Consider the following 14,540-nt stretch of genomic DNA (forward strand, 5'->3'; position numbering starts at 1 on the left):
GCTTTCCCCACCGTCTTGGCACGAAAGGGAGACCATGGCTCGATCCACTGCGGCGTCGGCGGCACAACTCGCTTCTGCGACGATTGCTGAACGCAGTGCCCCTGGGCCAGAGGGTGCTGATGGTGGTGGCCGTCAGAGGCGCGGCTGGCGACTCAGCTGGGTGTCGCTAGTGATCGCGCTGATCGCCCTCGTCGGACTGTCCATCTTCATGTATCCCTCGACTGCAGCGTGGTGGTCGCAATGGAATCAGTCCCGTGTTATCGAGAATTACTCCCACCAAGTTCAGGCAAACGTAACTCCGGGTAATGACGAGAAACTAGCTGCGGCCCACGAGTACAACCGTTTGTTGAGCACAGGTGCCATCACTCTGGGTGCAGATGCTCACAAGCCAACTGCGGACAGTGCGTCCGAGGAGGACCTCGACTATTGGGATCTGCTTGCAGGTCCGACAGAAGCGATGGCGCGCATCAAGATCCCCAGCATCGACGTGGATCTACCCATCTACCACGGTACCTCGGACGAAACCCTGCTGAAGGGAGCGGGTCACCTTCAGGGGACATCGCTGCCAGTTGGTGGAATCGACACCCATTCAGTGATCAGCGCTCACCGGGGTCTCGCGTCTGCGACCATGTTCAACAACCTCAACAAGTTGGATATTGGTGACACATTTGTGATTGAGGTTGCAGGGGAAGTGCTCACGTACCAGGTCTTCGAAACGCAGGTTGTTGAGCCCTCAGATACACAGACGGTGCTACCACGCGCGGGGGAGGACATTGTTTCTCTGGTGACTTGCACTCCTCTAGGAATCAACACGCACCGCATCCTTGTGACAGGGGAGCGGATTACTCCGACACCGATTGAGGACGTGGAGGCGGCGGGGAAGGCGCCGGACATCCCAGGGTTCCCGTGGTGGGCAGTGATCCTGCCCAGCGGTGTCTTGGTGGCTGGCCTGTATGTGTGGCGATCGGGCTACCCGCCGAAGAAGTCGCGGTCCAAGGAGTAGTTTCAGTTGGTTTCGGCTAGGTTTCGGCCTAGCTTAGGGTCTAGTCAAAGTGGACTAGACCGGCCCTGGCCGCCGCAACAAGTACCTGCACGCGGTCACGCAGATGCCATTTAGAGATGATGCTGCCGAGGTGGGCTTTGATGGTGCCCTCCGATACCAGAAGGGTGTCTGCCATCTCCGCATTCGACATGCCGCGAGCAAGGAGGCCCAGGACCTCATTCTCCCGGCCGGTAAGTGGTGCTAGGTCTGAGGAGCTGGGTGTGCCAGCCGATGAGCTACGGACGTGACGGACCAGCATTGCGGCGATGCGGGGGGAGAGCGAACTGGTGCCGTCGTGAGCTTGGCGCAGGGCGTTGAGGATTTCCTCCGCGCTGGAGTCCTTGAGCATGTAGCCGGTGGCGCCGGCACTAAGCATCGGCAGCACAGTTTCACGGGTGTCGAGCGTGGTGACGGCGAGGACCCGGACGTCGGGGAAGCGCTCAGAGATTTGCTCTGTGGCTTCAATCCCGCCTATTCCAGGCATTTGCACGTCCATCATGACGATGTCAGGGTGGTGCTCTTCGATCGCCTTGAGGGCTTCTGCGCCATCGGAAGCTTCCCCAACCACGACGATCTCGGGGTCGCGGGAGACGAAGTGGGATAGGGCAACCCGCACCAGGGGATCATCGTCAGCAATCACTACCCGAATCTCATTCATGAACACAGTCTAATGCCCCAGTTCATTGGACGTTTGGCTAATAAAAGTCTGGAAGAATGGCGGATGTTTCAATCTCGCTTCGACGGAAGAATAGACCTCAACAAGACAAACGTCTAACAAGGGGGTGTTCCCGATGAGCTTTTGGCGTCAAATGGCAATATTCTTCCGCATTATCTGAGATCGGGAGGCATGTTTGGATGGCTCGTGGTCCATACTGTGACAATGTTCAAGAGACCAAATGTGGAGCAGCTTGCCAAGCCCTCTGAGTTTGGTCATACCGACAGTTTGACTCGTTCCGAGAGAATTACACTTTTCACTTTCGTAGGTGTAGCCACGGCTGTTGATGTAATCAGCCTCATTACGAACCCCAACGCACACCTCATCACCGGCTTAGTCAGCGTCGCGATGACTCTGACATTGGCCCTCTACGCGTGGTCCCCGACCGTTGCGACACTCGTCTTGGGCTCCGTTGTCTCATACTCGTTCGCGGTGGGAGGAGCAGTCGAGGCCACACTTGGTGGCGCGCTTGCCGCGCTGTTGGTGCTGCGACTTGGTACTACACCGCTGATCTTCATGTACGTTGGCGGGTTGTTGCTCTCAGGGGCAGCGATCTCATCTGGATTGGGCCTTAGAAGTGGCGGGGACACAAGTGTAACTGGGTTACTTGTGGTGGCCACCCTGGCTGGGCTAGTCGGATATGCACTTCGGGTCGCTGCGGCGCGTGGTCAGCGACTGGAGCTTCGGCTTGAGGAGCAGAAGGAACGCGAACACGAAGCCGTCCTCGCCGAACGACGCTGGATAGCGGGCGAACTGCATGACAGCATTGCGCACCACCTGACTGTGGTGACCCTGCACTCCCAGATGCTCGACGATGAGCGGACACGGGAGGAATCAGCCGACGTCATCCGGCTTTCGGCTCGTAAGGCGCTCAACGACCTGCGGTTCGTCATCGCGTTGGCCGATGAGATCACGGATACCGAGGGGATCTCTTCGGGTGACCTGGCCTCAGCGATCGACGAGGCGCGTGCGGAGTTGCACGCGACTGGTCGCAAAACGGTTCTGACGGGCGATCCAGACAACCCTGTGATTCCCCGCGGGACCGAGATAATCTTTGCTCGGATCGTACGCGAGTCCACGACGAACATTCTGAAGTACTCCGGGCCGGGTGAAGTGATGTTCGAGGTGGAGGTCGATGACCAGGTTGTGGAGATGACGATCTCCAATCCTCTGCCAGCCACACCGCGCCGTGACCTGCCGTCAACGGGCACGGGCCTGAACCGAATGGCGCAGCGCGTCCTCGGTGTTGAAGGGGAGTTCAGTGCGGGCATTGTTGGTTCAGACTGGGTGGTGCGGGCGAGTCTGCCGATTGCGCCGTCGAAGAGTTAGCGTTCGTTACGGTGCGGGTCATCGAATGTGGTGAACACCAGTACTTGGTGGGAAGATTCTCGGGGTACACTATGTTTCGGCCGTTTGGCTGGTTGGTCGTTGCGTGACCGATTGGTCGTTTGGTTAGGCGCTCGTGGCGGAATTGGCAGACGCGCTGGATTTAGGTTCCAGTGTCTTACGACGTGGGGGTTCAAGTCCCCCCGAGCGCACCTTGGCCTCCAGATGTCGGAGGTGCGTGACAGAATATGTCTATGACAGAGAGCACATCAGCGCCGCGCGGCGCCAAGTTGGAAGTGGGCCAGGTTGCGCCCCTATTCACCATTGCAACCACAGAGGGCGAAGTGACGCTGGCGAAGTTGGTCGAGGACGCTGCGAAGGGCGTCATCGTCTACTTCTACCCCAAGGCAGGGACGCCGGGATGCACCAAAGAGGCATGCGATTTCCGGGATAACCTCAACTCCCTGAAGGGGGCGGGGTACACCGTCATTGGAATCAGCGCCGACAAGATGGCCTCACTGGAGAAATTCCAGGCTAAGCAGCAGCTGAACTTCCTGCTCGGCTCCGACCCCGACCACGCCATCATGACTGAGTGGGGCGTGTGGGGGACCAAGAAGAACTACGGCAAGACCTTCCTGGGAATCATCCGCTCCACCTTCGTGGTTGGTAAGGATGGGCGGCTTGAGGTCGTTCAGTACAACGTGAAGGCAACCGGGCATGTAGCGCGGCTGCGTAAGACGCTCGGCCTCGACTGACCCTGTCGTGACCGCCTCGAAGCCGCGGTGGGACCCGTTCGAGTACCTGCGTACCCATCGTTTTGACGAAGATCGTTGGAACCCGTCCGAGGACGCCCAGTGGCGGGAACTGGTGTCCGTCGGCAACGATGGCATCATTTCTTCAGCCGCCATCGTGCAGGGTCTCCTCACGGCAGGTGCGACAGGTCAGGAGGCGGTCACGGGCGTCCTCGCACTAATCGCGATGGGCATGGTCGGTAGTGGGGCCAGCCAGTACAGCGAGTCAGAGTCTGAACGGCAATCGCAGCTAAGGATTGTGGAGCGGGAGAGCGCGGCGCTTCTCGCTACCCCCGACGAAGAGTTTGACGAACTGGTGACGATATATGAGGAAAAGGGGCTGTCGGCCGACCTCAGCCGAGCCGTTGCAACGGAACTGATGGCGAAGGACGCACTCACAGCGCAGCTTGATGCAGAGTACGGCCTCGATAGCATTCACGGGAAGTGGTGGCCATGGCAGCGGGCAGGGTTGGCCGCCCTGGTGTTCTTGGTCGGATCGGTGCTGCCACTGCTGTTCCTGCTGATCCTGCCCTGGGCCGTGAGAGGGGAGGTGACGGTGGCAGCTGTGGTGATCGCCCTCGGTATCTCCGGGTGGATCGGCCACCTTGTCGAACACAGCTCAGCCTGGCGCGCCATGGCCCGCACAATACTTGTTGGTGTGACGATCTTGGGAATCTCGACACTTGCAGGCACTTTGGTGACCTTCTGATCCGGTCGCGGATCTAGGATGACAAAATGACCTTCAAATCTTCAATAGCTTCGCTCGCCACGCGCTTCGCAGGCTACAGGTTCGTCATTGAAGAAGGCTGGCCCAAAGAGGGCGCCATCTTCATCGGGGCTCCACACACCTCAAACTGGGACTTCGCGGCCATGCTCGCCATCACGTGGAAAGCGGGTATCCCCGTGCGGTGGCTCGGCAAATCGCAGGCATTCGACAACCCGCTGGGATTTGTGCCGCGGTGGCTCGGGGGCATTCCCGTGAACAGAGACGCGCCGCAGGGAATGGCGAAGGCCCTCAGCGAAGAGCTGGAAGCAATACCCGGGGCCGTCCTCATCCTTGCCCCCGAAGGGACCCGCAAGAAGACCGACCGCTGGAAGTCAGGGTTCTACCGCATCGCGCGGGACGCGGGGTTGCCGATCGTGCCGGGGTTCATTGATTCCACGACAAAGACGATGGGGCTCGGCCCCGCCCTCGTCCCCAGTGGAAACGTGGTGGCGGACATGGACGTTTTGCGGGCGTTCTACGATGGGAAGAAGGGATTCCGACCCGGGCTTGAAAGTGCGGTGCGGATCAGTCTTGAGGACGAGGGCGCCTAGATCATCTTCTTGCGCTGCATGTACTCAAAGGCGACCCAGCCGATGGGGATCTGCAGGTAGAAGGTGGCCAGGCGGAAGGTGACGGCTGCGCTGAGCGCAACCGCAGCGGACACGCCAATGGCGGTCATGCCGACAGTTAACGTTGCTTCGATTGACCCGACACCGCCGGGGACCGGGATCATTGAGCCCAGGGTGTTGCTGACAAGGTAGGCGGCCCCAACTTTCCAGAAGTCAACCGAGGCGCCGAAGGCGAGCAGGGAAAACATGAAGGACCCCGCGAAGGACAGGGTCTGCAGGAGGGCGCCAAACATGGCCAACGCGAGTTCCTTGGGGTGCTTGAAAGCCCAGACGGCCTGAGGGTAAGCCTTTGTCCATACCGATTTCACCTGCGTGAAGATCCAGTTGCGGGACTTGGGAATTGCCAGGGCTAGAAGCGCCACTACAAGCACCCCGAATGCGACCCAGCCGACGATATGCCAGGGGATCTTGATGTCCGGATCCACCCCCACAAGGAAGATAGCCGCCAGCACAAGTATGAAGGAGGTGAGGAACTGGGAGAGCTCCATGAGGATCATGGTGGCGACGGCCTGGGACGTCTGCATTCCCCGTTTCACCAGGAACCGGATGCTGAGGGCAAGGGCGCCTAACCCCGCTGGTGCGACAACCCCAACGAAAGACGACGCGACCTGGGTGAGGAGTGCGTCCCGGAAGGGGACCTTGATGGGGGCAAACACCTTCATGGGAATCGCGGCGCCAACCCAGGTGAGGGTCCCGATCGCGAAGGCCGCAATGAACCACAGTGGTTGCATGTCTTTGAAGGCCTTTTCAAACTCTTCGGGTTTGATGGAGCGAGACACCACGAAGACCACGATGGCAACGAAGATCACGGCAATGAGGATTTGGGCGGGGCGCTTCTGCCACCACTTCTGCGACTTGGGGGTCGGAGTGGTTGGGGCAAGGGTCATTGCTGGTCCTCTGCGGGTGGGACTTGTCTGCCAGGGTGGCGGTTTCCCTCAACTTTAGCTTGTTCTCCGTTGTGTCGGAGGTTCGTTGTAGGGTCGAGGGCGCGTCTGAACGCTCGCTGACGACCTCGGGCAGATCAGTTGAGGACAAGGTGGGCGAGGACGTCTGAGGTTCAACGCATACGCCGACGTCACTACCTGCGGCCTATCCTTGGGGTATGACAGAAATTCTGGTTGGCCAGCCCCTGCTCACGCTGTTCCTAGTGGTGGCGCTCGGGGCGGCAGTCGGAGCCATCCGCATCGGACCCATTCGCCTGGGAGCGGCGGGCGCTCTGTTTGTTGCGCTGATAGTTTCTGCGGCGAACCCGGAGCTGTCTGAGGGGTTCGGCCTCGTCCAACAGGTCGGCCTAGCACTGTTTGTCTACACCGTGGGGATCGCGTCGGGGGCGACGGTGGGGAAGGCGCTGCGGTCGAACGTGCCGCTGATGGTCGGCGCAGTTGTCGCTAGTGTCCTGGGTGCGGTTGTTGCTGGAGTGGTTGGCGGTGCGTTGGGGCTGCCGAGCGGCCTCAGCACGGGCCTGTTCACGGGTGCGCTCACTGCTGCTCCAGCGTTGGATGCGGCAACGCGCATGGTTGGGGGGACGGACCCGGCGGTGGGGTACTCGACGGGGTATCCGGTTGGGGTCCTGGTGGGGATCGTCGTCGTGACACTGATTGCGGGGCTGTCATGGGCTGGGAAGAAGGACACTCCGCCGCTGGCCGGCCGTGGTTTGCACGCATTGACGGTGCGGGTCACAGAGACGATCCAGCCCAAGGACATTCCCGAGTGGGCCGACCAGACCGTGCGGTTCTCCTACGTCAAGCGTGAGGGGAAGACGCGGGTCCTAGTCCCCGGTGAAGAGTTGCGCGAGGGCGACGAAGTGGTCGTTGTCGGCGAGCCCGGTGGGCCAGAGCACGTCCTCGAAAAAATCGGTGTTCCGGTGCCGGGGCACCTGGCGGATGATCGTTCCGAAGTGGTGTTTGAGCGCATCGTCCTTTCCAACGACTCCCTGCCCGGTCGAAGTGTCGCCGATCTGCAACTGCCCGCGCAATACGGCGCAGTGGTGACGCGGGTGCGGCGCGGGGATTTGGACCTGTTGGCGCGTGAGGATCTGGCGTTGCAGGCAGGCGACATCTTGGCGGTGGTGGCGCCGGCCAGCGAACTCGGGGCGGTGAAGAAATACCTAGGGGATTCGCAGAGGTCGATTGCGGAGCTTGACTCACTCTCGATCGGGGTGGGACTGGTTCTGGGGATTCTGGCCGGAATGGTGTCACTGCCGCTACCCGGCGGACAGATGTTCCAGTTGGGGGCTGCGGCGGGACCGCTGCTGGTCGGACTGATTCTTGGGGCCCTGCGTCGAACTGGGCCGCTGGTGTGGTCTATGCCGGAATCAGTGAACCTGACGGTTAGGCACCTAGGGATGCTGTTGTTTCTCTCGGCGTTGGGGTTGTCGGCGGGTCCGCAGGTGGCGGAGCTCTTGCGGGGGCCTTTGGGGGTGAAGGCACTGCTGTGCGCGCTGATCGTTGCGATCGTGGGTTGCGTGGTGATGGTGGTTGCCGGGTGGCTGGGAGGAATGTCCGCGGCACGCACAGCCGGGGGAGTTGCCGGGTTCCTGGGGCAACCCGCCGTGTTTCAGGCGGCAGATGCGCGGGTCCGGGATGAGCGGATCGAGAGCGCTTACAGTGTCCTCTTCGCCCTGGCGATCCTGGTGAAGATCCTGCTGGTGCCGCTGGTGTGGGTGCTGTAGGCGGTCCCAGCTTCCACCCTGACGGTGCCACTGGCCGCCGGCTTTCGTGGTTTCCTCGACCCGCCGCGGCTGCGCCTCCGAAACTGCCGCCCCGCCTGCCGCGCCCTCGTCACCGATGCAGTCTCCGCCATGCCCCCAACCCCAAAGTCACCGCACGCTCCCGACGTGCACGGCACCTACGGAGGTCCGCCTCGGTTCCTCAGAGGTGCCTTGGTCCCCCGGAGGGGAGATTCCAGACGTTCCTGGGTTGCTTTTTCCACTTGCGGGGGACCAAGGTGCGTCTGAGGGACCGAGGGCGAAGGCATAGACCGAGGGACGTCCATTCCCCTTCTACAACGTGTTGACTACGCGTGCCGGGAACCTGGTGAACTCCGCCTGGTCCCCCACAGCGTCCTCGGAGCTGTACAGGTAAGGAAACAGGTCCCTGCGAATGCCAGATGTGACCTGCGGGGGACCAAAGGGCCGCCGGGGGACCGAGGGCGAAAGCGCAATCGGAGAGTTTGATGCATTGGTGGTCGGCCCGCGTGGGTCAGCCTGCCTGTGAGTCTGGGTTGGAAGATTGGGGCCTTTGACTGTTGTGCCGCGCAGGACACCCAAGTATTCCGGAGCCGGTTATTCCTTACGGAGCGGGTTACGCCTAACGGAGCGAGTTTGGCCCCATTTGCCCTTGAATCACACCGTTATGCAAGCCAAGCGCGCTCCGTTAGGCGTAACGCGCACCCTTATGACATGGGGTAGCGCCGGGGGCGAGTGCGAGTGGGGCTGGAGGCGCGAGTGGGGCGGGCAGGGGACAAGGGCCGGTGGTTGACTACGGCGCCGCCGTCCCCAACCTGTAGAACGTCGCCCAAAACCACAGCGCCGACAGCGTCGACAACCCCAGTGCCAGCGACTGTGCCGCCAGGTACATATTGTCGTTAAAGACCGGGTCCAAATGCGCTGTGAGCTGTGCCGGAACGCCCGTGGAGTACGACGTCGCGACCTCCTGCAACACGCCAAAGTTCGCCATCGTTCCGATGCCCAACATCAAACCCACGGCAAGCGACCCAACCCCAACAACCACCAGGAAAACCACGTACACCACGCGCAGGGGGTAGACCTTGGACGTCCTCTCCTCTATCGCATGGTGCCCAAGCAGCCACATCGCAACCAGCGCTCCCATCCCAATCGCGATCATGTCCCCACCGATGGTGTCGGACAGTCGATGCCACCGCGCAGTCACAGTGGCCGCGCCAATCGACGTCGCCCATCCCAGTGCAAGCAGCATGACAAGCCCACGCCAGCGGTACGAAACCACCAGCAACAGCGCAACCAGAATCGACATGGCAATCGTGGTGTGACCAGAGGGGAACGAGTTATGTGTGTTGTTCTGGTAGATGTCCGCCAGGTCGGGCCTCGGCAGCACAAAGCGCTTCAACACCTCAGCCAGCACGGCGGATGCCCCAAGTGTGAACATTCCCGCCGCCGCGATGCGCCACGACCTGCGAATCACGCCCAGTATCATCAGCAGCACCATCACAACACAAAGTGACGTCACAGATATAACGTCCAGATTGTCGAGGGCGTCCGTGACCTCCCCCTGCGTCGCCTGCTGAGCTCCCAGCAGAGCCGCATTTTCCATGTACTGGCCCAGAGGGGTCCGCACTAACCCGATGTAGGTGGCGAAGAAGACGAGGACGGAAAGGATTGACATCCACACCCAACGCCGCCCAATCTGGCTGCGCAGCGTGGTTAGGGCGGGCGGTGTGACTGGCGGCGTCCAGTAGGTTTCGGTCGAACTGTACCGCGAGACGCTCACGTCGGCTCCTTTCCTGCCCTTTTGCTGCTCCAACTTTACTCAGATCCAACTACGCTATGAGCATGGACTCAACTTGGGCGGAGCAAAGACGCCAGAATGCTCGTCTGCAGGCAGAACGCCTCCGCGAGCGGGAAGCAACCGAGAGTGCTCAGGCCGCCGAATACTTGAGGCTGTTTATCAGCGCAGCGCACCGCACCGGCCTCGAACCCGAACCTCTCCATGTGAGAGCAGGTGACGGGAAGCAGGCGAAGACTCCCTACCGCGGGTGGTATCTCAAGGCGGATAAGTCAGTGGCGGTGGGCGAGGACGGAAAGTTCTACATCCTCACCGCACCACTCACGCTGGCTCAGCGCCTACGTGGCGTGAAGCCGGAGCCGACGCCCCCAACCCTGATCCTGGGGAAGGGGGGACGTGACGGCGAACAGATTGACCTCACTGAAGCCCTGACCATGCGTATCCCCACCTGGGCGGAGGGGTAGGGACTCGCGCCGCAAGAGGTGATGGGCCAGCCCCGTTTCCGGTTGAGCTCTAGCGCCTGCTTCCGGTTGGGGCCGAGCGCATGCGGCGGGGCAGCACCTACCGCCGACGGGGTCCTAGCTCTGGGCGGTCTCAGATGCGCAGACCTCAGCGAAAGCCGGGGTCTTCTCAGACAGTTCCGTGTAGGCAGTCATGATGGCTTCTTGGTCCTCGGCCGCTGCAGCTTCCATTACTTTCACCTGGAGCTCGGAGATTGGCATCCACACCTCACGCACTTCGGCGTTGGTGATCTTCTTGTCCAGCTCGTTGAGGTGGTTCTTCGTGGCTATCGACATTTCGCCGAGTTCTTCGGCAGACTCCCCAGTCTTGTCAGCAAATTCTGCACTGAGCTCATCCAGTGAGGTCATGATGGTCGAGCACGCCTCATCCACTGTCTGGGCTGATCCGCTCTGCGCGCCCCCTGACGAACATGCAGCCATCGACAGGATTGCGACGGTTGCGGTAGCGGCGGCAAGAATCTTCTTCATAGCGGTGTAACCCTTCTCAGTTCTTCCCCGACTAACCGGGGCTCCCACACAGGTGGGCTCTGTCCATTGTTCACAACCTCTGGCGAAATGTTGCGATGCCGAGGGCGAAATGTGGCAATTGCGACGAAACACCCTCTGTGGCGGTAGGGGTAGAACGGGAGCGTCCGAGGGCGCATGGTGCGGTCGGACGGCTGGTACCGATGGTGTTGGTATTGAGGGGATCGTCCGAGGGCGCATGGCGCGGTCGGGTGGGGTGTTTCTATGGAACGGGTGGGTATTTACCCCATTTAATAGTCCGTTCGTCCTAGCTGGGTGGCTTCTTGGATGCGTGGTACGTCTCTCGGGTGGGACAAAAGACCTAGGACGGGCGGAAGTGGTGTGCAGTGTTCGCCGTGTGGTCAGAAATAAACCCGCTGGTCACGACCCTGTTGCGTTGCTACTGGCGCCTAAAGATGGCTGAGTGAGCGGCAAAATCGCCCTCGATATCACCCGTGAAGCGACGTAGATTTCGCACCAAATGTGGGCATTGGTGCCTGCATTTTGAGCCCAACGTGCCTAGGAGGGGCGATGAGGAAGTCAACGTCAGACAGTGAGAGAAAGCTGCGCAAAGTACGCACCGAGGTGGCGGGACGTTCACCTCGGCGTGTTTTTGCTGCCTACGCGGGTGTGGTAGCACTGCTGCTTATGGGAGTAGTCCCAGCAGCATCTGCCGCAGAGGACCCCGGATCTAGTGAGGGCGATCCGCCCTCTAGTGGAACTTCAAGTGGCGATGCAGGGGGGCTGCTTGCTGGTTTGAGCAGTGATCCGCAGCTTTCAGTGGCGTCGACATCGGCCCCGGATCAGCCGCAGAGCGGTGCTTCTGCTCCCGCGGCGCAGGCGGCAGTGACGCCTCAGCCCCTCGTTGCTCCTGCTCCCCAGTCAGAGCAGAAGAGTGTCGAACCCGCGACTGATCAGGCTGAAAGTGGTGGGACCCAGGTGGATCCACCCGGTGGAACTGACCCGCCCGAGGACGCAAGTCAGCAAAGCAATGACGATGAGCAAATAGATGACGAGCCGCAGAGCGGTGGACTGACGGAGGCGCCCGCCAGCCAGCGATTGGCGATTGCGCCGCTCACAACTGGACCACCCCTCTCGTGTGCTGTCGGAGCGGTCTACGGCATTTCTGCAGGTGGTCAGCTTCAGTACGTAACCAGTTCCGGTGTGACGAATATCGGAACTGCAGCTGGCGCTACCGAGTTTAACGGGCTGGGAATTGCTGCGGGCGGGACGATTGCCTACGGCTACGAACGGACCAGCAATAACGAGACTATTGCGCTCTATACTTTTGCTCCCTCAACAGGAACGTGGACCAGCACCGGCGCTACCTACGCCTCGGGGGCTCAAGGGAACCCCACCACCGGATTCATCGGTGGAGCCGTTGATCTAGCAACCGGCACATATTATGCGGGTGGTTACGACGGCACTAGGTTCAATATCTTCCGCTACAACGCTGGTAGCAATACCATCAGTTTCGTTGGATTCATCACTGGAGATGCCGCATCCGCCTCCAACGGAGACATGGCATTCGATGCTGCGGGTAACCTCTTCATAGTTCGCGGGTACGGTGGGCAGGTAGCTGTCTACTCTGTAACGCGCGCCAATCTTCTGGCAGCAACGGGAAGCACCACCGTCGCATTGGACACAGCCTCATCAAGGTCATTTGGTGCCATGAACAATGTCAATGGCGTAGCGTTTGGTTCCGACGGTAAGGCTTTCCTCGGGAATGCCGATACCGTACGCGGCTACGATATGCCGACGTGGACTAACGGCACGAACCTCAGCACATCTGTGTCAAGTACTGACCTAGCTTCGTGCACGTCGCCGCCGACGGTGACCATTCAGAAGAATATCGTTGCTCGCGACACGCCGAGCGACCAGTTCAAGCTGACCCTGTCTCAGGGCCAAACCGTTGCTGGCGAGGCGACAACTGCGGGTGATCAGGTTGGCGTACAAACCGAGATCGTTGGGCCCATCCCCGTGTCGTGGGGAAGCCAACTGACGTTCTCAGAGACCCTGGTATCCGGCAACATCGGTGACAAGTACACCTCAACTTGGGCTTGTACCGGTGGGGTAACCAGTTCAGGCAGCGGGACGTCAGGCACACTGACTGTACCCTCAAGTGGGTCAGCCGGAACTGTTTGTACTTTCACCAACACTCCGAAGACTCCTTCCTGGTCACTTGTGAAGAGTTCCAGCCCTGCTTCGGGATCGGTTGTGGTTCCCGGTCAGGTGATCACCTACTCGGTGGTCGCTACGAACACGTCACTGGTGACTCTCCCAGCACAGACAGTCACGGACAACCTCTCGAATGTCCTCAACAATGCGGACTTTGTTGCTGGCTCAATCAACCTGCCATCTGAGGCATCCCTGTCTGGCAATACTCTGACCTGGAATGTTCCCTCCCTGGCTGCCGGTGCGACCAAGACGCTGACATACCAGGTCAAGGTCAAAGACACTGCCACTAACGTCACCCTGAAGAACGCCGTGACAACAACGGGCGGAACGCCTCTGGATCCCTGCCCGCAGAACAACCCCAAGTGTCGAGAGACGGAGCATAAGACTCCTTCGTGGTCTTTGGTGAAGTCTGCGGATCCGGTTTCGGGGTCGACTGTTGTTCCGGGTCAGGAGATTACTTACACGTTGACGGTGAATAACACTTCTTCGGTGGGTCTTCCGGCTCAGAAGGTTGTGGACAACCTGAGCGATGTTCTCAATAATGCGACGTTTGTTGCGGGTTCGATTAATCCGGCGGCGCAGGCGTCTCTTGATGGGACAACGTTGAGGTGGAATGTTCCAGCTGTCGCTGCTGGTGGTTCTGCTTCGGTGTCTTACAAGGTGACGGTTAATGCTGATGCTAAGGGTGTGACGTTGCGGAATGTTGCGACCAATGATGGTGGGATCCCGTTGGATCCTTGCCCTCAGGGTCAGCCAAACTGCCGCCAAACAGAGCACTCCACTCCCGATTGGAGCCTAGAGAAGTTGTCGAACCCGGCCTCGGGTTCCGCGGTTACTCCGGGTAGCACCATCACCTACACACTGCGTGTAACCAACGACACGGGCACCGCTGTCACAGGGGTAACAGTGTCGGACAACCTGTCCAGCGTCGTCGACAACGCGGCACTAGATGTGGCGGGTCTCCCCGCCGGTGTCACCTATGACGCGACATCCAAGACACTGACCTGGACGGTCGGCACATTGGCCGCAAATTCTGTGCAGTCCGTTGACTATAAGGTGACAGTCAACGCAGACGCCTACGGTGTCACGCTGAAGAATGTGGCAACCGGTGACGGAGCAGTTCCACCCTCCACCTGTGCAAGTGGGTCGGAGGAATGCTCCACCACTCACAACACGGACCTCGCGTGGACACTGGCGAAGACTTCTGACCCGGCCTCGGGAAGCAAAGTCAGCCCCGGTGACACCATCACCTACACGCTGAAGGTGACCAGCCTGTCGAAGGACAAGGCAGTCACCGGCGTGACGGTAACTGACAACCTGCTCTCGGTTGTTGCGTACGCGGATCTGGACGAGGACGGGCTGCCCGCCGGCGTCACGTACGATTCGGCAACCAAGACCCTGACCTGGGCGGTTGGGAGCCTTGCGGCAGGGCAGACGAAGTCGATTGACTACCAGGTTACGGTCAATGCTGACGCCTATGGTGTCACGTTGAAGAACCTGGCCACCGGCTCCGGTTCGGTGCCGCCACAGACGTGCCCGACAGGGTCGCAGTCATGCAGCACAACGCATGACACTGATCCCGCATAG

At 60.4% G+C, this 14,540-nt stretch carries 12 protein-coding genes and 1 tRNA gene; 9 read left to right on the plus strand and 4 right to left on the minus strand.

Annotation, left to right across the window (positions count from 1 at the left end):
- Positions 1 to 34: 34 nt before the first annotated feature.
- Positions 35 to 1,003, plus strand: coding sequence for a class C sortase (locus tag IDL90_RS06050; protein ID WP_187994779.1), 969 nt, complete (start codon positions 35 to 37; stop codon positions 1,001 to 1,003).
- A gap of 40 nt (positions 1,004 to 1,043) precedes the next feature.
- Here IDL90_RS06050 and IDL90_RS06055 read toward each other — a convergent pair whose 3' ends face one another.
- A complete protein-coding gene (locus IDL90_RS06055; protein WP_223175230.1) occupies positions 1,044 to 1,700 on the minus strand; it encodes a response regulator transcription factor in 657 nt (218 codons plus the stop codon).
- Positions 1,701 to 1,922: 222 nt separating this feature from the next.
- Between IDL90_RS06055 and IDL90_RS06060 the strand changes: the two genes are divergently transcribed.
- The 5 genes from IDL90_RS06060 (at position 1,923) to IDL90_RS06080 (ending at position 5,191) form a co-directional block, all read left to right on the plus strand.
- Positions 1,923 to 3,086: a sensor histidine kinase gene (locus IDL90_RS06060; RefSeq protein ID WP_187994780.1), complete on the plus strand. Its 1,164-nt coding sequence runs from the start codon at positions 1,923 to 1,925 to the stop codon at positions 3,084 to 3,086.
- A 127-nt stretch (positions 3,087 to 3,213) separates the two neighbouring features.
- Positions 3,214 to 3,295 (plus strand) — tRNA-Leu (locus IDL90_RS06065).
- 42 nt (positions 3,296 to 3,337) lie between these two features.
- Entirely contained in the window at positions 3,338 to 3,838 is a 501-nt protein-coding gene (bcp, locus tag IDL90_RS06070; RefSeq protein WP_187994781.1) for a thioredoxin-dependent thiol peroxidase, read from the plus strand.
- Between the two features lie 7 nt (positions 3,839 to 3,845).
- A complete protein-coding gene (locus IDL90_RS06075) occupies positions 3,846 to 4,583 on the plus strand; it encodes a VIT1/CCC1 transporter family protein (RefSeq protein ID WP_187994782.1) in 738 nt (245 codons plus the stop codon).
- Positions 4,584 to 4,609: 26 nt separating this feature from the next.
- Positions 4,610 to 5,191, plus strand: coding sequence for a 1-acyl-sn-glycerol-3-phosphate acyltransferase (locus tag IDL90_RS06080; protein WP_187994783.1), 582 nt, complete (start codon positions 4,610 to 4,612; stop codon positions 5,189 to 5,191).
- Here the strand turns inward: IDL90_RS06080 and IDL90_RS06085 are convergent.
- Positions 5,188 to 6,156 (minus strand): lysylphosphatidylglycerol synthase transmembrane domain-containing protein, encoded by a 969-nt coding sequence (locus tag IDL90_RS06085; protein WP_187994784.1) that lies wholly within the window; start codon positions 6,154 to 6,156, stop codon positions 5,188 to 5,190. The genes IDL90_RS06080 and IDL90_RS06085 overlap by 4 nt on opposite strands.
- A 215-nt stretch (positions 6,157 to 6,371) precedes the next feature.
- Between IDL90_RS06085 and IDL90_RS06090 the strand changes: the two genes are divergently transcribed.
- Entirely contained in the window at positions 6,372 to 7,940 is a 1,569-nt protein-coding gene (locus IDL90_RS06090; protein ID WP_187994785.1) for an aspartate:alanine exchanger family transporter, read from the plus strand.
- 808 nt (positions 7,941 to 8,748) lie between these two features.
- On the opposite strand, the gene IDL90_RS06095 is transcribed toward IDL90_RS06090, so the two are convergent.
- Positions 8,749 to 9,735, minus strand: coding sequence for a phosphatase PAP2 family protein (locus tag IDL90_RS06095; RefSeq protein WP_187994786.1), 987 nt, complete (start codon positions 9,733 to 9,735; stop codon positions 8,749 to 8,751).
- Positions 9,736 to 9,797: 62 nt separating this feature from the next.
- On the opposite strand from IDL90_RS06095, the gene IDL90_RS06100 reads away from it, so the two are divergent.
- On the plus strand, positions 9,798 to 10,214 hold the full coding sequence (locus IDL90_RS06100) for a hypothetical protein (RefSeq protein WP_187994787.1): 417 nt from the start codon (positions 9,798 to 9,800) through the stop codon (positions 10,212 to 10,214).
- A 114-nt stretch (positions 10,215 to 10,328) separates the two neighbouring features.
- Here IDL90_RS06100 and IDL90_RS06105 read toward each other — a convergent pair whose 3' ends face one another.
- A complete protein-coding gene (locus tag IDL90_RS06105) occupies positions 10,329 to 10,739 on the minus strand; it encodes a hypothetical protein (RefSeq protein WP_187994788.1) in 411 nt (136 codons plus the stop codon).
- A gap of 567 nt (positions 10,740 to 11,306) precedes the next feature.
- Between IDL90_RS06105 and IDL90_RS06110 the strand changes: the two genes are divergently transcribed.
- Entirely contained in the window at positions 11,307 to 14,540 is a 3,234-nt protein-coding gene (locus tag IDL90_RS06110; RefSeq protein ID WP_187994789.1) for a DUF11 domain-containing protein, read from the plus strand.

This window comes from Schaalia sp. JY-X159 (assembly GCF_014525425.1).
GTDB lineage: Bacteria > Actinomycetota > Actinomycetes > Actinomycetales > Actinomycetaceae > Scrofimicrobium.

Excerpts from the sequence above, each read along its gene's own strand:
- IDL90_RS06050 (WP_187994779.1), top strand. The coding sequence starts at position 35 with ATGGCTCGATCCACTGCGGCGTCGGCGGCACAACTCGCTTCTGCGACG.
- IDL90_RS06055 (WP_223175230.1), bottom strand. The coding sequence starts at position 1,700 with ATGAATGAGATTCGGGTAGTGATTGCTGACGATGATCCCCTGGTGCGG.
- IDL90_RS06060 (WP_187994780.1), top strand. The coding sequence starts at position 1,923 with ATGTTCAAGAGACCAAATGTGGAGCAGCTTGCCAAGCCCTCTGAGTTT.
- bcp (WP_187994781.1), top strand. The coding sequence starts at position 3,338 with ATGACAGAGAGCACATCAGCGCCGCGCGGCGCCAAGTTGGAAGTGGGC.
- IDL90_RS06080 (WP_187994783.1), top strand. The coding sequence starts at position 4,610 with ATGACCTTCAAATCTTCAATAGCTTCGCTCGCCACGCGCTTCGCAGGC.
- IDL90_RS06085 (WP_187994784.1), bottom strand. The coding sequence starts at position 6,156 with ATGACCCTTGCCCCAACCACTCCGACCCCCAAGTCGCAGAAGTGGTGG.
- IDL90_RS06090 (WP_187994785.1), top strand. The coding sequence starts at position 6,372 with ATGACAGAAATTCTGGTTGGCCAGCCCCTGCTCACGCTGTTCCTAGTG.
- IDL90_RS06100 (WP_187994787.1), top strand. The coding sequence starts at position 9,798 with ATGGACTCAACTTGGGCGGAGCAAAGACGCCAGAATGCTCGTCTGCAG.
- IDL90_RS06105 (WP_187994788.1), bottom strand. The coding sequence starts at position 10,739 with ATGAAGAAGATTCTTGCCGCCGCTACCGCAACCGTCGCAATCCTGTCG.
- IDL90_RS06110 (WP_187994789.1), top strand. The coding sequence starts at position 11,307 with ATGAGGAAGTCAACGTCAGACAGTGAGAGAAAGCTGCGCAAAGTACGC.